At 63.4% G+C, this 19,445-nt stretch carries 18 protein-coding genes; 11 read left to right on the top strand and 7 right to left on the bottom strand.

The features are described 5' to 3' along the window. Positions 1-28 precede the first annotated feature (28 nt). Positions 29-403 (bottom strand): hypothetical protein, encoded by a 375-nt coding sequence (locus FG94_RS12690; RefSeq protein WP_229413101.1) that lies wholly within the window; start codon positions 401-403, stop codon positions 29-31. A gap of 205 nt (positions 404-608) precedes the next feature. Between FG94_RS12690 and FG94_RS12685 the strand changes: the two genes are divergently transcribed. Beyond that, positions 609-818 (top strand): hypothetical protein, encoded by a 210-nt coding sequence (locus FG94_RS12685; RefSeq protein WP_036212067.1) that lies wholly within the window; start codon positions 609-611, stop codon positions 816-818. On the opposite strand, the gene FG94_RS12680 is transcribed toward FG94_RS12685, so the two are convergent. The 3 genes from FG94_RS12680 to FG94_RS12670 are packed head-to-tail and all read right to left on the bottom strand — an operon-like array spanning position 805 to position 3,747. Beyond that, the gene (locus FG94_RS12680) at positions 805-1,716 is read right to left on the bottom strand and encodes a LysR family transcriptional regulator (RefSeq protein ID WP_036212064.1); all 912 of its coding nucleotides are present in this window, start codon (positions 1,714-1,716) and stop codon (positions 805-807) included. The two genes, FG94_RS12685 and FG94_RS12680, sit on opposite strands and share 14 nt — an antisense overlap. Before the next feature lie 13 nt (positions 1,717-1,729). Continuing rightward, positions 1,730-2,638 (bottom strand): pseudouridine-5'-phosphate glycosidase, encoded by a 909-nt coding sequence (locus tag FG94_RS12675; RefSeq protein WP_036212061.1) that lies wholly within the window; start codon positions 2,636-2,638, stop codon positions 1,730-1,732. A 2-nt stretch (positions 2,639-2,640) separates the two neighbouring features. Beyond that, positions 2,641-3,747, bottom strand: a complete 1,107-nt coding sequence (locus FG94_RS12670; protein WP_036212058.1) for a carbohydrate kinase — start codon at positions 3,745-3,747, stop codon at positions 2,641-2,643. A gap of 259 nt (positions 3,748-4,006) precedes the next feature. Here FG94_RS12670 and xapA point away from each other — a divergent pair, with 259 nt between their 5' ends. The 10 genes from xapA (at position 4,007) to FG94_RS12620 (ending at position 17,424) form a co-directional block, all read left to right on the top strand. After that, positions 4,007-4,849 carry a xanthosine phosphorylase gene (gene xapA / locus FG94_RS12665; RefSeq protein WP_036212055.1) on the top strand — a complete coding sequence of 281 codons (843 nt, stop codon included), beginning with the start codon at positions 4,007-4,009 and terminating at the stop codon, positions 4,847-4,849. A 22-nt stretch (positions 4,850-4,871) separates the two neighbouring features. Continuing rightward, positions 4,872-6,065 (top strand): phosphopentomutase, encoded by a 1,194-nt coding sequence (locus FG94_RS12660; RefSeq protein ID WP_036212052.1) that lies wholly within the window; start codon positions 4,872-4,874, stop codon positions 6,063-6,065. Beyond that, positions 6,062-7,018 carry a deoxyribose-phosphate aldolase gene (gene deoC / locus FG94_RS12655; protein ID WP_036212050.1) on the top strand — a complete coding sequence of 319 codons (957 nt, stop codon included), beginning with the start codon at positions 6,062-6,064 and terminating at the stop codon, positions 7,016-7,018. The genes FG94_RS12660 and deoC overlap by 4 nt, the downstream gene beginning before the upstream one ends. A gap of 18 nt (positions 7,019-7,036) precedes the next feature. Further along, positions 7,037-9,415: an aldehyde dehydrogenase family protein gene (locus FG94_RS12650; protein WP_373964988.1), complete on the top strand. Its 2,379-nt coding sequence runs from the start codon at positions 7,037-7,039 to the stop codon at positions 9,413-9,415. A gap of 159 nt (positions 9,416-9,574) precedes the next feature. Beyond that, entirely contained in the window at positions 9,575-10,897 is a 1,323-nt protein-coding gene (gene deoA, locus FG94_RS12645) for a thymidine phosphorylase (protein WP_036212046.1), read from the top strand. A 10-nt stretch (positions 10,898-10,907) separates the two neighbouring features. Beyond that, the gene (locus tag FG94_RS12640; RefSeq protein WP_027865948.1) at positions 10,908-11,312 is read left to right on the top strand and encodes a cytidine deaminase; all 405 of its coding nucleotides are present in this window, start codon (positions 10,908-10,910) and stop codon (positions 11,310-11,312) included. A 160-nt stretch (positions 11,313-11,472) separates the two neighbouring features. After that, positions 11,473-14,379 carry a type VI secretion system Vgr family protein gene (locus FG94_RS12635; RefSeq protein ID WP_036212117.1) on the top strand — a complete coding sequence of 969 codons (2,907 nt, stop codon included), beginning with the start codon at positions 11,473-11,475 and terminating at the stop codon, positions 14,377-14,379. 93 nt (positions 14,380-14,472) lie between these two features. Next, positions 14,473-15,771, top strand: a complete 1,299-nt coding sequence (locus FG94_RS27270) for a hypothetical protein (RefSeq protein ID WP_152570962.1) — start codon at positions 14,473-14,475, stop codon at positions 15,769-15,771. A 37-nt stretch (positions 15,772-15,808) separates the two neighbouring features. After that, positions 15,809-16,633: a hypothetical protein gene (locus tag FG94_RS12625; protein ID WP_152570961.1), complete on the top strand. Its 825-nt coding sequence runs from the start codon at positions 15,809-15,811 to the stop codon at positions 16,631-16,633. Between the two features lie 122 nt (positions 16,634-16,755). Beyond that, positions 16,756-17,424: a DUF2076 family protein gene (locus tag FG94_RS12620; RefSeq protein ID WP_036212039.1), complete on the top strand. Its 669-nt coding sequence runs from the start codon at positions 16,756-16,758 to the stop codon at positions 17,422-17,424. Between the two features lie 20 nt (positions 17,425-17,444). On the opposite strand, the gene FG94_RS12615 is transcribed toward FG94_RS12620, so the two are convergent. From FG94_RS12615 to FG94_RS12605, 3 genes are read right to left on the bottom strand one after another with little or no spacing between them, the layout of a single operon-like run. Further along, the gene (locus FG94_RS12615; protein ID WP_036212036.1) at positions 17,445-18,215 is read right to left on the bottom strand and encodes a LytTR family DNA-binding domain-containing protein; all 771 of its coding nucleotides are present in this window, start codon (positions 18,213-18,215) and stop codon (positions 17,445-17,447) included. Next, on the bottom strand, positions 18,215-19,105 hold the full coding sequence (locus FG94_RS12610) for a sensor histidine kinase (protein ID WP_036212033.1): 891 nt from the start codon (positions 19,103-19,105) through the stop codon (positions 18,215-18,217). Before FG94_RS12610 ends, FG94_RS12615 begins: the two co-directional genes overlap by 1 nt. A gap of 3 nt (positions 19,106-19,108) precedes the next feature. Beyond that, on the bottom strand, positions 19,109-19,360 hold the full coding sequence (locus FG94_RS12605) for a hypothetical protein (protein WP_229445933.1): 252 nt from the start codon (positions 19,358-19,360) through the stop codon (positions 19,109-19,111). Positions 19,361-19,445 lie beyond the last annotated feature (85 nt).

Below are 19,445 nucleotides of genomic sequence, written 5' to 3'. Positions count from 1 at the left end.
CCACGCGCTGGGTCAAGCAATCAAGCGATTAGCGCTTTTCCTGCAGCTTCTCGCCCGCACGTTCCAGGGCCGCGCCGGTCTTGTCGCCCACCTTGTCCGAGGCTTCACGGACTTCGGCAGCGGCTTCCTTGGTTTCCTGCTTGACTTCGGCACCAGCCTGTTCAATGTTCTCGCCAGCGCGTTCGGCGGCGGCGTCCACGCGTGCTGCTGCGTTTTCGGTCGCGTTCTCGACCTTCTGCGCGGCTTCGCGGGTTTCCTGTGCGGCGTTGGCGGCAGCGTTGTCGACGGCTGCGCCGGCTTCCTGTGCCGGGCCCATGTTCGGGTTGTCATCGGTTTTCTTGCAGCCGGTGGCCATCACGGCGACAGCCAGCATCAGGGCGGTAATGGTAGCGGTGGTTTTCATGGTGTGCTCCTTGTGAAGAGGTTTAAGTTATTCATCTTTTGACAAGAGTTTGCACGAGAGACTTGATGAGAACGGTGCGCGAAGTAACGCAGAATAAAGAAAAACTTGCTTCTCAAACAAAATTTATGAAAACCGCTGTTGTAATAAGTTTTGTTGAAAGGCGATTGCCTTGGAGTGTGTGCTTGCGGGATGTTAGGATCGATCAATGGACCGACGAACTGACTACAAGACCGCATTGCTCATCGATTCCGCCATCCACGAGGCGGCCAGCGAAGGGCGCCCGCGTGCGGCCACCGAACTCGCCAAGCTCGGCGTGCCGATGGAAATCACGATGCGCGTGCTGACCCGCCCCCTTGACCGCCGTCACCAGATCGCCTCGCTCAGCACGGTGGCTGTCGAGCTTAAGCGCCAGTAGGCTGTTCCGGGAACAGGATGTTCAGGAAGGCGCGCACCACCGGCGCATCGCCTTCCACCGGGTAGGCAATGTAGAGGTTCGCCGAGGGCGGATCGGTCCGGATCGGCAGGAAGCGCACGCCCGGCCAGCCGATGCGGCTGGTGGTCTGGGGCAGCAGCGCCACGCCCAGGCCCGCGCCCACCATGGCCAGCAGGGTCTGCGGCTCGGCCGCTTCCTGGAAGATGGTCGGCTGGAAGCCGGCATTCACGCAGCATTGGATCAGGTAGCGCGGCTCGGCCGACTGGTCCAGGTGCAGGGTCAGCATGGGTTCGTGGGCGATGTCGATCAGTTCGATCGCCTCGTTCTGCGCCAGCGGGTGCTTCTCGTTGATCGCCACGCACACGTTCTCTTGAAAGCACAGGTCCTGGCGCAGGTTGGCCTGCTTCAGCACGTCCCCCTCGATGCGCGGCTCGCGCCAGAAGCCTACGTCGATCTGCCTGGCGCGCAGCGCTTCCCACTGGTCGTTCGGGCCCAGCTCGTGGATGGTCCAGGTCACGCGCGGATATTGACTCTGAAAGCGTTCGAGCAGCGACGGAATCGGCCCCCACATCGCCGAGCCGACGATGCCCACGCGCAGGCGGCCCACTTCACCGCGGTCGATCTGGCGGATGGTGTCGATCGTCATGCGCATCTTGGCCAGCAGCTCGGCCGCTTCCACCATCAGCGCCTTGCCCGCCACCGTCAGCTCGAAACTGCGCGTGGTGCGCGTGAACAGGCGCACCCCGAGTTCGCTCTCCAACTTCATGATCTGCTGGCTCAAGGGCGGCTGCGAGATGTGCAGGCGTTCGGCCGCGCGCGAAAAGCTTTTCTCTTCGGCCACGGCCAGGAAGTAGCGCAGCTGTTTCAGGTCGATCGACATGGCGCGTCGTGGATCAGGCGTTCAAGGCCACGGCCAGGCGTGCGCCGACCAGGGCGTTGTGCTTGACCAGGGCGATGTTGGTCGCCAGGCTGCGGCCTTCGGTCAGTTCCTTGATGCGGGCCAGCAGGAAAGGCGTGACGGCCTTGCCCTTCACGCCTTGCGTCTCCGCTTCGCCCAGCGCCTGCCGGATGATGGCGTCGATCTCCTCGCTAGGCATCGCCGATTCGCTTGGGACCGGATTGCTGACCACCACGCCGCCCGCCAGGCCGAGCTGCCACTTGGTGCGGATGAAGGCTGCCTGTTCTTGCGGGGTGTCGAGCTGGAAGTCGGCCTTGAAGCCGCTCTCGCGCGTGAAGAAGGCCGGGAAGCCCGGCTGGCCGACGCTCAGCACCGGCACGCCGTGGGTTTCCAGGTATTCCAGGGTCAGGCCGATGTCGAGGATCGACTTCACGCCGGCGCAGACCACGGCCACGCTGGTGTGGGCGAGTTCCTGCAGGTCGGCCGAGATGTCGAAGCTGGTCTCGGCGCCGCGGTGCACGCCGCCGATGCCGCCGGTGACGAACACCTCGATGCCGGCCAGCTGGGCGCAGATCATGGTGGCGGCGACGGTGGTGGCGCCGAGCTTGCCGGTAGAGAGCACGTAGGGCAGGTCGCGGCGGCTGACTTTCAGCGCGTCGGGCGAGGCGCCCAGCAGCTCCAGCTGCTCGTCATTCAGGCCGACGCAGATCCGGCCGCCGATGATGGCGATGGTGGCCGGCACTGCGCCGGCGTCGCGGATGATCTGCTCGACTTCGCGTGCGGTCTGCACGTTCTGCGGGTAGGGCATGCCGTGCGAGATGATGGTCGATTCGAGCGCGACGACGGGCTTGCCGGCGGCGCGCGCGCTTGCCACTTCGGGCGAGAACAGGAGGAAGGATTGCATGGTCAGTCCAATTCAGATTCGTTGAGAGTATCCAGGTGGCCCGGTTCGAGCGCGGGGCAGACGGTCTGCTCGCATTCGATGGTCATGGCGGAGAGTTGCAGGCCGCGGCGGCAGGCCAGGCCGAGGTCGGCCTCGCCGCTGTGCAGCGACCAGCAGACGGCGGCGGCGAAGGCGTCGCCCGCGCCGGTGACGTCGACGACCTCGACCTGCGGGGCATCGAGGCGCATCACGCCGCCATCCGAGGTATACATGACGCCGCGTGCGCCGCGCGTGACCACCACGTCCTGCACGCCCTGGGCCTGCAGCTCGCGGCAGGCGGCGCCGATGGCGGCGTCGCTGTCCAGCGTACGCTTGAGGCGGGTCGCCAGCTCGCCTTCGTTCAGGATCAGGAGGCGCAGGCCGCGCAGCTGCTCCGGCAGGCGCGCCATCTTCGGTTCCGACACCGCCACCAGCACCAGCGACACGCCGTCGCGCGCCGCACCGTCGAGCAGGGCGGCAATCGTGTCGTGGGGGAGGTTGAGGTCGGCCACCAGCAACGCGGCGCTGGCGCATTGTTGCTGGCGAGTGGCGAGGAACTCCGGGCTCAGGCGCTCGTTCAGGGCCATGTCGGCCAGCGCCACCACCATCTCGCCATCCTGGTCCAGCACCGCGGTATAGGTGCCGCTGCTGACGCCGTCGAGACGCAGGGCGCCGCGGGTGTCGATGCCGGCATCCTCGGCGTGGGCGAGCAGGGCGCGCCCGGACGCGTCGTTGCCGACCGCAGTGATCAGGGCCACCGGCGCGCCCAGGCGCGCCAGGTTCTCGGCGATGTTGCGGGCGACGCCGCCGAAGGATTCGTCCTGGCTGGCCGGGTTCGAGGTGCCGAGCACCAGCTTGCCGTTGCTGCGCAGCTTGCGGTCGAGGTTGGAAGCGCCGATGCACAGGATCGGACGCTGGTCCGGCAGCACGTAGGCACGCCCCAGGATGCGGCGCTCGCGCACCAGGGTGGCGATGTAGTTGGCCACGGCCGAGCGCGACAGCCCGAGCTGGGCCGCCAGGTCCTGCTGCGAGATGAAGGGATTCGCGCGGATCAGCTCGTACAACTGTTCTTTCTTGGGCAGCTCGGTCACGGTACGGTGCGGGTAGGATTAAACAAATGTTTGTCTATACTAGACAAATGTTTGGCTGGCGTCAAAGAAAATCGGTTTCTATGTCTGTACGTCAACAATACACGGAATTATTTATTTTTTAAACCAATAAATCGGCAAGAAAAATGGTATTTGCCATACATATCGCCCCTCATGCATAGTTATAATATTCCGGCTGGTATGTAGCAAACCCTGTTCCAGCCCCTCCTCACGTCTCCCGAATCCGCACACAAGGACTACCATGTTCAGCAATACCCCATTTGAAGCAGCAGAAGTCATCAAGGCCCGCAAACCCGGTTTCGCACCGCGCGCCGCATTGATCCTGGGTTCGGGACTGGGCGTGCTGGCCGAGCAGATGACGGACGCGGTGTCGATCAGCTATGCCGACCTGCCGGGCTTCCCGATCAGCACCGTGCACGGCCACGCGGGCGAGCTGGTGCTCGGTACCCTGGCCGGCGTGCCGGTCGTGTGCATGAAGGGCCGCGGCCACTTCTACGAAGGCTACGGCGCCAACGTCATGACCTCCGCCGTGCGCACCTTCAAGCTGATCGGCTGCGAGATGCTCCTGGTGACGAATGCCGCCGGCTCGCTGCGTCCCGAAGTGGACGCGGGCAGCGTCGTGGTCCTGAACGACCACATCAACCTGCTGCCGGGCAGCCCGATGGCTGGCCCGAACGACGAGCGCTTCGGCCCGCGCTTCTTCAGCATGGCCAATGCCTACGACGCCGACCTGCGCGCCATGATCAAGGAAACCGCGGCCGCCAAGGGCATCACCCTGCACGAAGGCGTGTACCTGGCCTGCCCGGGCCCGAACTTCGAGACCGCCGCCGAAATCCGCGCGTTCAAGACGATGGGCGCCGACGTGGTCGGCATGTCGGTGGTGCCGGAAGTGATCTCGGCGCGCCACTGCGGCCTGAAGGTCGCCGGCATCTCGGCGATCACCAACCTGGCCGAGGGATTGACCCCGTTCCCGCTGTCGCACGAGCAGACCCTGAAGTACGCCGCGATCGCGGCCAAGGACCTGGTCACCCTGATCCATTCCTTCATCGAGCGCCTGGGCGCGAGCCCGCGCGCGGAAGCCTAATTTTCGAAAGAGCGAGCGATCCATGTCACGCGCATTCATCCTCCTGCTTGACTCGTTCGGCCTGGGCGCCTTGCCCGACGCCGACAAGTACGGCGACGCAGGCGCCAACACCTTCGGCCACATCGCAGCATGGGCAGCGAAAGAGGGCAAGCCGATGTCGCTGCCCAACCTCGAGCGCCTGGGACTGGCCGCTGCCGCCCACAAGGCCAGCGGCGAATGGGCCGCCGGCTTCAGCCAGCGCGAGGGCTTTACCGGCGCGTGGGGCGTCGCGCGCGAGCAGTCGACCGGCAAGGACACGCAGAGCGGCCACTGGGAGATCGCCGGCGTGCCGGTGCTGTTCGACTGGGGCTACTTCCCGAAGACGGTGCCGTCCTTCCCGAAAGAGCTGACCGACAAGCTGCAGGAGCTGACCGGCGTTCCTGGCTGGCTGGGCAACTGCCACGCCTCCGGCACCACCATCATCGACGAGCTGGGCGACGAGCACGTCGCCAGCGGCAAGCCGATCCTGTACACCTCGGCCGACTCGGTGCTGCAGATCGCCGCGCACGAAGAGCACTTCGGCCTGGAGCGTCTGTACGAGGTTTGCGAGGCCGCGTATGAACTGGTCAAGCCCTACAACATCGGCCGCGTGATCGCGCGTCCTTTCCTGGGCGAGAACGGCAAGTACAAGCGCACCAGCAACCGCCACGACTACGCCGTGCCGCCCACAAGCCCGACGCTGCTGGACCACGTGAAGGATGCAGGCGGCGAGGTCATCGCCCTCGGCAAGATCAGCGACATCTTCGCGGCCCAGGGCGTGACCCAGCTGATCAAGGGCGCCGACAACATGGCCCTGTTCGACCGGCTGGTCGAGGTGGCCGACACCGCGCCGTCCAAGTCGCTCACCTTTGTCAACTTCGTCGACTTCGACATGCACTTCGGCCACCGCCGCGACGTCGCCGGCTATTCGAACGCGCTGCACGAGCTGGATGCGCGCCTGCCGGAATTCATGGCCAAGCTGAAGGACGGCGATCTGGTCGTCATCACCGCCGACCACGGCTGCGACCCGACCGCGCCGGGCTCGGACCACACCCGCGAACACATCCCGATGATCTTCTTCGGCCCGAACGTCGACCCGCAGGAACTGCCGATCGCGAATACTTTCTCGGATATCGGCGCAACGCTCGCCAAGCACCTTGGCGTCAAACCACTTTCGAACGGAACCGCACTGCTATGACCCAGCCCCTGGATTTCAAACGTAACACCGCCGTCGGCCTCGACCTCGGGCTGGTCAAGCACGTCAAGGTGAACCGCAACGCTGCCGACCGCCGCGCCGCCAGCCTGGCGAACCGCCGCACCGTCAAGAAGGAATACCAGGCCGCCTGGCTGGTGCGCGCCATCGAGTGCATGGACCTGACCACCCTGGGCGGCGACGACACCCCGGGCCGCGTGGAGCGCCTGTGCATGAAGGCGATGCGCCCGCTGCGTTCGGACCTGATGCAGGCCCTGGGCCTGGAATCGCTCACCACCGGCGCCGTCTGCGTGTACCACGAGATGATTCAGCCGGCAGTGAAAGTGCTGCAGGGCCGCCTGCCGATCGCCGCCGTGTCGACCGCTTTCCCGGCCGGCCTGTCGAGCCTGGAAACCAAGCTGCGCGAGATCGAACTCTCCGTGGCCGCCGGCGCCACCGAGATCGATATCGTGATCACCCGCCAGCATGTCCTGACCGGTAACTGGCAAGCCCTGTACGACGAGATGGTCGCTTACCGCCAGGCCTGCGGCGAAGCGCACGTGAAGGCGATCCTCGCCACCGGCGACATCGTCACCCTGGACAACGTGGCCAAGGCCTCGATGGTCTGCATGATGGCCGGCGCCGATTTCATCAAGACCTCGACCGGTAAAGAGGGCGTGAACGCGACCATCCCGGTGTCGCTGGTGATGGTCCGCGCGATTCGCGACTACTACGAGCAGACCGGCTTCCAGGTCGGCTACAAGCCGGCCGGCGGCGTCTCCACCGCCAAGGCCGCGCTGCAGTACCTGACCGTCATGAAGGAAGAGCTCGGCAACGACTGGTTGCAGCCGCACCTGTTCCGCATCGGCGCCTCGAGCCTGATGACCGACATCGAACGCCAGCTCGAACACTACGTGACCGGCAACTACTCGGCCGCCCATCGCCACGCGCAACCATAAAACAGCATCGGATTCGTCATGCCAACTATTAAAGAGATTCTTCAGACTATGGATTACGGCCCCGCACCAGAAAGCACCAAGGAAGCGAATGCGTGGCTGGACCAGCATGGACGCCGTTTTGGCCTGTTCATCGACGGCGCGTGGACCGAAGCGGCGACCACCTTCGCCACCAACAACCCGGCCGACGCCAGCGAACTGGCGCAGGTGACGCAAGCCACGAGCGACGACGTGGAGCGCGCCGTGCAGGCCGCGCGCCGCGCCCAGCCGGGCTGGGTGGCGCTGGGCGGCCATGGCCGTGCCAAGATCATGTATTCGCTGGCGCGCCTGCTGCAGAAGCACTCGCGCCTGTTCGCGGTGCTCGAGACCCTGGACAACGGCAAGACCATCCGCGAGACCCGCGACGCCGACCTGCCGCTGGCTGCACGCCACTTCTACCACCACGCGGGCTGGGCCCAGCTGCAGTCGGAAGAATTCGCGGATTACCGCGCGGTGGGCGTGGTCGGCCAGATCGTGCCGTGGAACTTCCCGCTGCTCATGCTGGCATGGAAGATCGCCCCGGCCCTGGCCGCCGGTAACACCATCGTGTTCAAGCCGGCCGAGTTCACGCCGCTGACCGCACTGCTGTTCGCCGAGATCTGCCAGCAGGCCGGCGTGCCTGCCGGCGTGGTCAACATCGTCACCGGCGACGGCGCCGTCGGCGAAGCCATCGTCAACCACCCGGGCATCGACAAGCTGGCCTTCACCGGCTCGACCGAAGTCGGCCGCATCATCAGGAAGAGCACAGCGGGGTCCGGCAAGAAGCTGTCGCTGGAACTGGGCGGCAAGTCGCCCTTCATCGTCTTCGACGACGCCGACCTCGACGCAGCCGTGGAAGGCCTGGTCGATTCGATCTGGTTCAACCAGGGCCAGGTCTGCTGCGCCGGTTCGCGCCTCCTGGTGCAGGAATCGGTCTACGAGCGCTTCATCGCGAAAGTCAAAGCGCGCATGCAGAACCTGCGCGTCGGCTCGCCGCTGGACAAGTCGAACGACATCGGCGCGCTGGTCGACCCGATCCAGCAGCAGCGCATCCACGGCCTGGTGGAATCGGCACGTGCGGAAGGCTGCGACATCTGGCAACCAAACTGCGAAGCCCCGACCTCGGGTTCGTGGTACCTGCCGACCCTGATCACCGGCGCTTCGACCTCGGCCGCCGTGGCGCAAGCCGAGATCTTCGGCCCGGTGCTGGTGGCGATGAGCTTCCGTACGCCGTCGGAGGCGGTGCAGCTGGCCAACAACACCGTCTACGGCCTGGCCGCATGCGTGTGGTCGGAATCGATCTCGCTGGCGCTGGACGTGGCGCCGCAGATCAAGGCCGGCGTGGTGTGGATCAACACCGCCAACCAGTTCGACGCAGCCTGCGGCTTCGGCGGCTACAAGGAATCGGGCTTCGGCCGCGAAGGCGGTAAAGAGGGCATGTACGAGTACCTGACCCCGTTGTCGGAAGACGCACGCCCGGCAGCACCTAGCGTGCCTGAGAAGGGCCGCGTCAAGGCATCGGAAGAGGGCAGCCCGTTCGCCGTCGACCGCACCGCCAAGCTCTACATCGGCGGCAAGCAGGCGCGCCCGGACGGCGCCTACAGCCGCGCGATCCTGGGTGCGAATGGTTCGTTCCTGGCCGATGTCGGCGAAGGCAACCGCAAGGACATCCGCAATGCCGTGGAAGCGGCGCACAAGGCGTCCGGCTGGTCCAAGGCCACCGCGCACAACCGCGCCCAAGTGCTGTACTACATCGCCGAGAACCTGGCGATCCGTGCCGACGAATTCGCCCAGCGCATCGCCGCGCAGACCGGCGCCAAGGATGCGGCGCGCGAAGTGCAGGCCTCGATCGAGCGCCTGTTCTACTGGGCCGCATGGTGCGACAAGTACGACGGCCAGGCCCACCAGCCGCCGATGCACGGCATCACCGTGGCATTGAACGAGCCGGTCGGCGTGATCGGCATCATCTGCCCGAACGAGAACCCGCTGCTGGGCTTCATCTCGCTGGTGGCGCCGGCCCTGGCGCTGGGCAACCGCGTGGTGGCGGTGCCGTCGGAAACGGCGCCGCTCTCGGCGACCGACCTGTACCAGGTGCTGGACACCTCGGACCTGCCGGGTGGCGCGCTGAACATCGTCACGGGGTCAAGCTCGGAACTGGCGCGTACGCTGGCCTCGCACTCGGACGTGGACGCCGTGTGGCGCCATGACGGTTCGGCAGAGGGCTGCGCGGAAGTCGAGCGCTTGTCCAGCGAGTCGCTCAAGCGCACCTGGGTCGGCGGCGCCAAGGGCCGTGACTGGTTCGATGCGAAGCAGGCGTGCGGTCGTACCGTGCTGCAGCATGCTTCCCAGGTTAAAAACGTTTGGATTCCTTACGGCGTCTGAGGCATTGTTTGCGTCGATGGACGGAGTTGTAGGGTGGGCGGGTCTCCCGCCCACGCGGTGATACGTAACGGCTCCGATCCCGTGCGAGTTCCGGCATCAGCTAACTATCACCGCGTGGGCGGGGAACCCGCCCACCCTACGTTATAGAAAAGGATTGATATGTTCCTACCCCAAGAAATCGTCCGCAAAAAGCGTGACGGCGGCATCCTGAGCGCCGAAGAGATCCAGTTCTTCGTGCGCGGCATCCCGGACGGCAGCACCACCGAAGGCCAGATCGCGGCACTCGCGATGGCCGTCTACTTCAACGACATGACGATGGACGAACGCGTCGCCTTCACGCTGGCGATGCGCGATTCCGGCCAGGTCCTCGACTGGAAATCCCTCGACCTGCCGGGCCCGGTGGTCGACAAGCACTCGACCGGCGGCGTCGGCGACGTGGTCTCGCTCATGCTGGGCCCGATGATCGCGGCCTGCGGCGGCTTCGTGCCGATGATCTCGGGCCGCGGCCTTGGCCACACCGGCGGCACCTTGGACAAGTTCGATTCGATCCCCGGCTACAGCACGGTGCCGGACCCGGAAACATTCCGCCAGGTCGTCAAGGACGTGGGCGTGGCCATCATCGGCCAGACCGCCCAGCTGGCCCCGGCCGACAAGCGCTTCTACAGCATCCGCGACACCACGGCGACCGTGGAATCGGTGGCCATGATCACCGGCTCGATCCTGTCGAAGAAGCTGGCGGCCGGCCTGGACGCGCTGGTGATGGACGTGAAGGTCGGCAGCGGCGCCTTCATGCCGACCTATGAGAAATCGGTGGAGCTGGCCGAGAGCATCGTCCACGTCGGCAACGGCGCCGGCACCCGCACCTCGGCGATCCTGACCGGCATGAACGAGTCGCTCTGCCACGCGGCCGGCAACGCCGTCGAGGTGCGCGTCGCGATCGACTACCTGAGCGGCAAATCGCGCCCCGCGCGCCTGCACGAAGTGACCATGGCGCTGTGCGCAGAGATGCTGGTCATCTCGGGCATCGCCGCCAATGACGCCGAGGCACGCGCCAAGCTGCAGGCGGCGCTGGATTCCGGCGAAGCGGCCGAGCGTTTCGCACGCATGGTCAGCGCGCTGGGCGGCCCGGCCGACCTGATGGACAAGCCGGACGCACACCTGGAAACCGCACCGGTCATCGTGCCGGCCCCCAGCCTGCAGGCCGGTTTTGCGACCTCGGTCGACACCCGCGGCCTGGGCTTGGCGGTGGTGGCGCTGGGCGGCGGCCGCGTGCGTCCGCAGGACACGATCGACTTCGCCGTCGGCCTCACCAACCTGGTGGAGCTGGGCGATGCGATCGCGGTGGGCCAGCCGCTGGCGATGGTGCATGCACGCTCCAGCGAAGCCGCCGAGCAGGCGGTGCGCCAGGTGCAGGCTGCCTACCAGATCGGCCTTGATGCAGCGGCGGCCGAGCCGATGATCTACAAGACCATCCGTCCTTGATACTCAGACCATGAAATACGCGAAACTCATCGACGAAGCCCGCGCCGCGCGCGAACTGGCCTACACGCCGTACTCGAAGTTCCAGGTCGGCGCCGCACTGGAATGCAAGGACGGCCGTATCTTCCGCGGCTGTAACGTGGAAAATGCCTCTTACGGCCTGTGCAACTGCGCCGAGCGCACCGCCTTCTTCAGCGCCATCGCCCACGGCTACAAGCCGGGCGACTTCACGGCCCTGGCCGTGATCGGCCAGACCGACGGCCCGATCGCCCCCTGCGGCGCCTGCCGCCAGGTGATCCTGGAGCTGGGCGGCAAGGCACTGCCGGTGGTGCTGACCAACCTGAACGGCGACGTGTTCGAGACCACGGCGGCCGAGCAGCTGCCGAATGCCTTTGTTGGCGGAGACCTCAACCGGTAAGCGGCACTCGTCCCGCGCACAAGCGCTGCACGCGACAAGCGCGGCAGCGCTTTTCTTTTGCTTGTCAAAAAGCAAGCAAGCTGAGCTTCCTCAAGAGCAACATGGCAATCCCGGCGTGTAATCGCTGGAATCGCCTTGTATGCGCGCATGGGAGGAAGCGATGTCCGAACACGTCCAGATTGCCAGTCTTCTCGCATCTTTCGGCAGCTTCACGCAAGATACCCGCCTGCTCAGGCTGACCACACCGCTGGGCAGCGCGCTGTTGGCGGAATGCATGCGCGGCGAGGAAGGGATCAGCCGGGGCTTCCGTTTTTCCATCGATGCCCTCTGTACCGAGGCCGATGTGCGTCTCAAGTCGCTGGTTGGCCAGCCGGCGCTGCTCCAGCTGCTCACTGCCTCCAGTCTCGATGCGCTCCGGCCCTTCCACGGTCATGTCACGGCGATGGAGATGAGCGGGGCCAATGGCGGCTTCGCCCGCTACACCCTGACGCTGCAGCCCTGGACCAGCTTTCTCTCGCTGGGCCGCGACAGCCGCATCTTCCAGGACATGTCGGTCTTCGACATCCTCGACGTGGTCTTCGGCAGCTATGGCGGCCGGGCCAGGCTGGCGCCGGCCTGGCGCCTGGAGATCGCCGACCGCAGCATCTATCCCAAGCGCAGCCTGACGACGCAGTACCAGGAAAGCGACCTCGCCTTCGTCGAGCGCCTGATGCTGGAAGAGGGCCTGTTCTACTTCTTCGAGCACAGCGGCGATCCCGACAGCCCTTCGTTGGGTGCGCACACGATGGTGATCGCCGACCACAATGGCGCCTTCCAGCCGAACCCGCAGGCGCAGGTCGACTTCACGCGTCCCGGGGCGGTCATGAAGGCCGACAGCATCGACCGCTGGCGGACCGAATCCCGCCTGCTGAGCAATGGAATCGCGCTGGGAAGCTGGGATTACCGGACCGTGCGCCAGCGCCAGGTGTGCGCTTCTAGCCATGCCGGCCCGTCTGAAGCCTTGACCAGCCGCGACACGCCCGGACTGTATGCGTGGGAGACCCGTGAGCAGGGCGAGCGGCTGGCGGAGAACCAGATCCAGGCCTGCGAGGCCGCGCGCCAGGTCCACATCGCCGCAGGCACCGTGCGGACCTTCACGCCCGGCACGCGCTTCACCCTGCACGGGCACGCCAGGTTCGACGAGGCGCCGGGCGACGACGCGCGCAGCTTCGTGATCACCGGGGCGACGCACCTGATGCATAACAACCTGACGGCCGACCTGCTCGAGACGGTCGACAAGCTGCTGGGACCGGGGCCGGTCGCCGGGATGGCCATGCACCAGTCCGAGCCCAGGATTCCACGGCAGCTCGCCGGCGATCGGCCCCTGTATCGCAACCGGATCGAAGCCATTCCAGCCAGTGTTCCTTACCGCGCAACGGGGGAGGAAGGACATGGGCGCCTGCTCCATCCGCGCCCGACCGTGCGCGGCCAGCAGACCGCCATCGTGGTAGGGCCGCCGGGTGCGGTGGTCCACACGGACAGGGATCACCGCATCAAGGTGCAGTTCCACTGGCAGCGCGGCGCGATGAGCCATAGCCGCGCCTTGCATCCGTCGCCGGACGGGCATACGGGTGCGCCCGGTGACGACACCGCCGGCACTTGGGTGAGGGTGGCGACGCCCATGGCCGGCGCCAACTGGGGCAGCAATATGCTGCCGCGGGTGGGAAAGGAGGTGCTGGTGGATTTCATCGAGGGCGACATCGACCGGCCGGTGGTGATCGGCGCGCTCTACAACGGCCGCGGGCAGCCCGATGCCCAGCACAACGGGGTTGCGCATGGTCCCGGTGCGGCGACCGGCAATGCGCCGCCATGGTTTCCGGGCGAAGGCGGTGGGCATGGACATGCGGCGGTGCTGTCGGGTTTCAAGTCGCAGGGCATGGGTGACAGCCAGTCGGGCACTGGCGCCTACAGCCAGCTGGTGTTCGACGACAGTCCGGGGCAGGCACGCACTGCCCTGCAGTGTCATATGAAGGCGCATGAAGGCACGGCGGAGCTGAACCTGGGGCATCTGGTGCACCAGACCGATAACGAGCGGCTGCAGACGGTGGGCTTCGGGGCGGAGCTGAAGACGGCGCACAGCCTGGCGATGCGGGCGGGGCAGGGGATGTTGCTGTCCACCGACGCGCGGCAGGGGGCGCGTGGCAGCCAGCTCGATTCGCGCGAGGCAGTGTCGCAGATCGAAGAGAGCCATCGCCTTCAGGTCGATGTGGCGAACCTGGCGCAGAAGCACAACGCCAGGCTGGAGGGAGAGCCGGCGCCGGACGAACTCGCGGCGGTGAAGGAGATGGCGCATAGCGCCGAGGTCATCGGTGCTACCGATGGTGATGTCATCGCGTACAGCGAGCCCCAGCTGCAGCTGTCGAGCCCTGCGGGCATCGTCGTTACCACGCCGGCCGATGCGGTGATTTTCGCAGGGACCACGAGCAGCATCGTTGCGGGGCAGGACATCAATGTTGTCGCGCAGGGCAACTCGTCCACCCTGGTTGCGAAGGGAATCAGCCTGTTCACCTACGGCAAAGCCACCAACAAGGAAAAACCGAACCAGGAGGTGGGCATCAAGCTGCACACAGCCAGTGGGAAGCTGAGCAGCCAGAGTCAGTCAGGTCCGACGAGGCTGACGGCGGACAAGAAAATTACCGTGGCGAGCGTGACGAAATCGGTGGCGATTTCGGCGCCGAAGAAGCATGTGTTGCTGACGGCGCAGGGGGCGTATATCAAGCTGGCAGGGGGGAATATCGAGGTGCATGCGCCGGGGAATGTGGAGTTCAAGGCGAGCAAGAAGGAGTTGGCGGGGCCGGTCAGTGTTCCCGGGGCAGATGTTGCGATGAAGATTTCGGAATTAAATTCAAAACGTAATCTGGAGGTCGAATACATAGATGCAGACGGGAATGCTCTTGCTGATGAGCCCGTTATTCTGAAGTTCGCAAAAGGAACTCCAAAGCAAGTCTCGCTAGATAGTACTGGCAAGGCAGTCCTTGAAAATGCACCGTTAGGCCCTTTCGGGGCTATTCAACCAAGGCGAAAGTAAAGCACGCCGACACTTCTGAGGCCTAATTTTATGAAGCATACAACACCGTCCGTAAGGTGAAGCGCTATGGTAACAGCCTCTAAGACATCTTCTATGGTTAAGCCGCAAACCATTTGCATTGACTTGCCAGGTGAAAGTGTTCAATGCTGGCGTTCGACTGATAAAGTCCAAGTGATTTTGAAAAAGCATCGCGATGTAATATTTGATTTACGGCTCGCCGCTAACAGAACTTATACGGTTGAGTCTACAGGATCCGACTTTTATAACGCCAATAGTAAAAAGCTCGTTGCCGGCGGTGGTAAGCAGCGCATATTGTTCAACGATGGCGAACGATTACATCTTTGGATAGCCCGTGACTTCAAAGGGGAGCTGGTACTCAAGTCAGCCGGCCAGGTCATGATGAAGTTGGAGCCATCCAAGCTTGACGCGCAACGGTATTCCAACGATCCGAAAACTAAACCAGTTCCAATTGTCGTAGCAATCGGCGTACCATCGCAGACCTCTCCTTTGCAACATGGCGAGCTTACAAGCTCTGACGAATCTCGTTCGATTGCTCTTCCACGGCAGCCTGCATCGGCTCCACTTGATGAAGAATGTACCGTTGTATGCGTAGTCGATGGAGATGTGAAAGGAATGCCAGCGGATATATGGGCAAAATTGAAGAATGGTGGAGGCAACTCGGGCCTTGTTGATTTGGATCCCAATGATGTTGCCACAAGAAATTGGTTGCTTGGGCAAATTGCCGGTGCTACGGCATATGTTGGCGACAACTGGAACTGGTTAAGGGCAAGTATAGATAGTAAAACTCATGCAGGCTTCAAGTTGGTAAAAGCAAAGATACATTATGTGCGAGGTAAGGCACGATACTATTTCTCCGGATATAGTAAATCTAACAAGGTATTCGGACCTGGAGGCTTTGGTGCCGGACACGAGCGAATTCTTCAAATTTTTTCTGGTGGTGGAAACATGAGTAGTGCTGTGAAATCGGTGGCTAACGGAGTCGCTGGCAGTTTGAAAAGTAATGCACTCGTTGCGTTCATTTTTGGAAGCGCGATGAGTTTTGCGGAATGGAAAAACGATTTATCGAAAGACGGTTATGACCTCTCGGCCGCGCTATTGATGAACTTAATTAAATCCGTCGTCATCGCTGCTTTAACTGCTGTAATTGTCGCAATATTAGTTGTGGTCGTCATGTTCTTGCTGGGGATGAGTGTATCGACCCTGGCGGTTGGAGCAGCTACCCTGACAGTCGGAGTCGGAATTGGTTACATCGTCGACGCTGCTGATAAAAAGCTGGGTCGTATTGCCGGAGGTGATGGCAACGATGATGGTTTGTCTGGAATTATTGCCAAGCAGATGAGAAAGAACGTTGAGGAAAATTGGAATTTTTAACGTGACAAAAAATTCTGGGATTATAAGGAGCAATGGCTTGAAAGATCTCGATTCAATTAACCCCGCTTTCATGCGTCCATCCAGTTTTTCCAGGATTGGGGCTCTTGGAGCGCTTCTCCTCACACTTGTCAGTATTCCATTTGCGAGCGGTCCGGTTCCAGATCTCCCTTTGGAAAGAAATCCGATTGTATTGGTACTTCTCGTAATGCTGATTGGTTCGCTAGGCCTGCTGATAGGACCATCTTTTTCGAGATGGGATTGGCGAACAAAATACTTCGGAAGTTCTGCGCTGTGTATGGCGAGCTTTGTAATATTCACGCTTATCCCGTGCACCGTACTTCTCTTGTATGGCAATGCGCCGCTTATCGTTGATGTGACTGTACTCGGCGTGTATGCTACTTGTCATGTGTCCTGGTGCAGGCGGTTTTTCGCTATCTATCGTCAGGTTTACGAGAATGATCAGCTGCGGAATATAGTTTATCAAGAAGAATTAGATGCGATCTATTATTCCCAGCGTGGTGATAAATACTTACTTGAAAAGTTCTACAGGTTCTCCCAAGCGCCGCGAGATCGATATTTCGTAAGTTCTGTCGCTCTTGCTTGTTTGCTGATCCCTATAATGGATCAGGTAAAAGAGTTTATGGGGATTCCTTTCCCGCATATATTTCTGATTGTTGGCGCATTGCCCGTAAGCTTGATGTTCGCGGGATTGGCTGTGCGCAGTTACTTGATATTTTATAAATATCCCGCAAAGCTCAAGAAGGCCACTGGCAAAGAAGTATATGTTGATTTAGTAAGCAACTGCCAGACATTGGACGGGAACTCGACCAAGGATCTGAGGAAGAAATTGGGGAGAATTTAATGACGTTCTTGAAGTCCGCACAGTGATTGAGACGCTTTAATGCATGTAGAGCTATTGGCTTGAAATCTCGGATTAGGACACAACATGCAGCTTTGACCACGTTTTCGATGAGGAGCACCACCATGAGCCCATCCGACACCCAAATGCTGCATGACTTCCTCGGCCAGCTCGTCCAGGCCCGAGGCATCAAGAAAGACCCCGAGGCCGACGCGCTCATCCAGCGCGCGGTCGCACAACAGCCCGATGCCGCCTACCTGCTGGTGCAGCGTGTGCTGCTGATGGAACAGGCCCTCGACAGCGCCAAATCCCAGATCGCCGCACTGGAAAGCCAGCTGCAACAACAGCAGCAACAGACCAGCCGCGGCGGCTTCCTCGACCCGTATTCCTGGGGCAGTCGCAGGCACGCCAGCCACCCGCAATCCCACCACATGCATTACCAGCACGCCATGCCGGGCTCGATGGGCCGCGGCATGGGCGGTTTCTTGCGTGGAGGTGGAGGTGGCGGCCTGCTCGGCTCGATCGCTGCGACCGCGGCCGGCGTGGCAGCCGGCAGCTTCCTGTTCCACGGCCTGGACAACCTGTTCCATGACCATGACGGAAACAGCGGCGCTCACCTGCTGGGAGGAGAAAACCTGTCAGGCGCCGACCTGTCGGGCAGCGCGCTGGCCGACCAGGCCGGCCTGAACGACATCGGCACGGGCGGCAGCCTGCTCGACGGCGGTGACTTCGGTTCGGAAGGCAGCGGCGGCTTCTTCGACGGCGACGGTTCCGACGAGGGCCTGTTCGGCTGAGCGCCAGGCCGCCAAGGGCATCACATCTGCTGGAACAAATGGCCGTGATTGCGGCTCACTTCCAGCTCGCCGGGGAAGTTGCGCAGCCGGACCATCTGGCGCCCGCGCAGGTCGCGGAACACCTCGGCGATCGCATCCACCCGTACCAGGGTCGAGCGGTGGATGCGCCAGAACTCGTCCGGGTCCAGCTCGTCCGCCAGTTCCTTGAGCGTCTTGCGGATGAGGAGCTGGGCGGTCGCGGTCTGCACGCAGGTGTACTTGTCGTCGGCCTGGAAGAACAGGACCTCGCGCGTGCTGACCATGCGCAGGCTGCCGCCCACCTGGGCCTGGATCCACTTCAGGTAGTTTGGCTTGGCCGCGCCGCCCTGCTTGAGCAGGGTGCCCAGCTCGGCTAGCTGCGCGCCGATGTCCTGCGGCGCCCTGGTGAGCCGCGCGCGAAGGCGCTCGCAGGTGGTCTGCAGCCTTGAAGGCGTCACCGGCTTGAGCAGGTAGTCGATCGCACCCTGTTCGAAGGCGTCGAGCGCGTATTGGTCGTAAGCGGTGGCGAACACGATGTGGCAGCGGTTGTACAGCTGGCGGGCGGCGTCGATGCCGCCCATGCCCGGCATGCGGATGTCGAGGAAGGCGATGTCGGGCTTGTGCTGCTCGGCCAGCTCCAGCGCTTCGGCGCCGTTGGCGGCTTCGGCCACGATGCGCAGTTCCGGCCAAGTTTCCGCCAGGCGCATGCGCAACTGGTCGCGCATCGGCGCTTCATCGTCGGCGATCAGTGCGGTGGGGCTGCTCTGGCTCATCAGTCGAACTCCGTCATGCGGTAGGGCAGGCGGATCGAGGCGCAGGCGCCGCCGCCAGGTGGCATTTCGATCACCAGCTCGGCATCCTTCCCGTACAGCAGGGCGAGGCGCTCGCGGATGTTGGCCAGGCCCACGCCTTCGTCGGCGTGCACGTTGATGCCGACACCATCGTCGCACACGTCCACGTGCAGCGTGGCCACTTCGACATGGGCGCGGACCGTGATGGTTCCGCCGGCCACCTTCGGCTCCAGGCCATGCTTGATCGAATTTTCGATCAGGGTCTGCAGCATCATCGGCGGGAACGGCGAGCTGCCCAGGAAATCGGGCACTTCGAAGCGCACCTGCAGGCGCTCCTTCATGCGCGCCTGCATGATCGCCAGGTAGGCACGCGACAGCTCGACCTGCTTGCCGAGCGTGCCGCCGCCACCCGAGCGCATTTGCGGCAGCGAGGAGCGCAGGTATTCGATCAGGTGCGCGTGCACGCGCGCCGCTTCCTTCGGATCGGTCTCGATCAGCTGGCCGATCAGGGCCAGGGTATTGAACAGGAAATGCGGTTCGACCTGGGCCTGCAGGGTGGCCATCTGGGCTTCCATCAGGCGGCGCTCGAGGGTGGCCACGTTGGCCTTGTCGGAGGCTTCCCGCGCCGTCAGTTCGGCGCGGCGCTTGCCGCCGGCCAGCACCTTGACGCCGAGCGAGAGCAGGATGAACCACACCGCCGGTTCGGTCAGGTTGAACGAGATGCCGAAGACGAAAGCCAGGAACCAGGTCACGTACAGCTTGCGCCACTCGACCAGGGCCAGCCAGTCGAAGAAGCCCCACCACAGGGTGCTCGCTTCGCTGACGGCTTCGCGCACGAAGTCGAGTGCGCGGTTGATCGGAGCAGCAGTCATGGCTTACTCCACGATCTGGGCCGGACGGCGGCCGAACAGGGCGGTCGCGACGACTTTCAGCAGCAGGAAAGCGATGAACAGCGTGAGCGCCAGCGGCACGATGCTCAGGATCAACGCCAGCCCGATCGACACCGCCAGCAGCGACGGCCAGGACAGCGACGCCAGGGTGCGGGCGCCCGAACGCAGGGCACGGTTGGCCTTGCGGGCGATGTCTTTCATGTCGGTCATGAACGTATCAAAGCGAGTGGGTTTCATGCGTGCTCCTTCGGTTGAGTTGATGGCGCCACTGTAGGCCCTGGGGCCAGGCAGCGCCATGGTCATCCGACGAACGGTCGAAATC

The organism is Massilia sp. LC238 (assembly GCF_000735635.1).
GTDB lineage: Bacteria > Pseudomonadota > Gammaproteobacteria > Burkholderiales > Burkholderiaceae_D > Telluria > Telluria varians.
Note: the sequence above shows the minus strand (reverse complement) of the source record. Positions and strands in the feature narration are given on the sequence as shown.

Coding starts and splice junctions, on each gene's coding strand:
- FG94_RS12690 (WP_229413101.1), bottom strand. CDS start 403: ATGAAAACCACCGCTACCATTACCGCCCTGATGCTGGCTGTCGCCGTG.
- FG94_RS12685 (WP_036212067.1), top strand. CDS start 609: ATGGACCGACGAACTGACTACAAGACCGCATTGCTCATCGATTCCGCC.
- FG94_RS12680 (WP_036212064.1), bottom strand. CDS start 1,716: ATGTCGATCGACCTGAAACAGCTGCGCTACTTCCTGGCCGTGGCCGAA.
- FG94_RS12675 (WP_036212061.1), bottom strand. CDS start 2,638: ATGCAATCCTTCCTCCTGTTCTCGCCCGAAGTGGCAAGCGCGCGCGCC.
- xapA (WP_036212055.1), top strand. CDS start 4,007: ATGTTCAGCAATACCCCATTTGAAGCAGCAGAAGTCATCAAGGCCCGC.
- FG94_RS12660 (WP_036212052.1), top strand. CDS start 4,872: ATGTCACGCGCATTCATCCTCCTGCTTGACTCGTTCGGCCTGGGCGCC.
- deoC (WP_036212050.1), top strand. CDS start 6,062: ATGACCCAGCCCCTGGATTTCAAACGTAACACCGCCGTCGGCCTCGAC.
- FG94_RS12650 (WP_373964988.1), top strand. CDS start 7,037: ATGCCAACTATTAAAGAGATTCTTCAGACTATGGATTACGGCCCCGCA.
- deoA (WP_036212046.1), top strand. CDS start 9,575: ATGTTCCTACCCCAAGAAATCGTCCGCAAAAAGCGTGACGGCGGCATC.
- FG94_RS12640 (WP_027865948.1), top strand. CDS start 10,908: ATGAAATACGCGAAACTCATCGACGAAGCCCGCGCCGCGCGCGAACTG.
- FG94_RS12635 (WP_036212117.1), top strand. CDS start 11,473: ATGTCCGAACACGTCCAGATTGCCAGTCTTCTCGCATCTTTCGGCAGC.
- FG94_RS27270 (WP_152570962.1), top strand. CDS start 14,473: ATGGTTAAGCCGCAAACCATTTGCATTGACTTGCCAGGTGAAAGTGTT.
- FG94_RS12620 (WP_036212039.1), top strand. CDS start 16,756: ATGAGCCCATCCGACACCCAAATGCTGCATGACTTCCTCGGCCAGCTC.
- FG94_RS12615 (WP_036212036.1), bottom strand. CDS start 18,215: ATGAGCCAGAGCAGCCCCACCGCACTGATCGCCGACGATGAAGCGCCG.
- FG94_RS12610 (WP_036212033.1), bottom strand. CDS start 19,105: ATGACTGCTGCTCCGATCAACCGCGCACTCGACTTCGTGCGCGAAGCC.
- FG94_RS12605 (WP_229445933.1), bottom strand. CDS start 19,360: ATGAAACCCACTCGCTTTGATACGTTCATGACCGACATGAAAGACATC.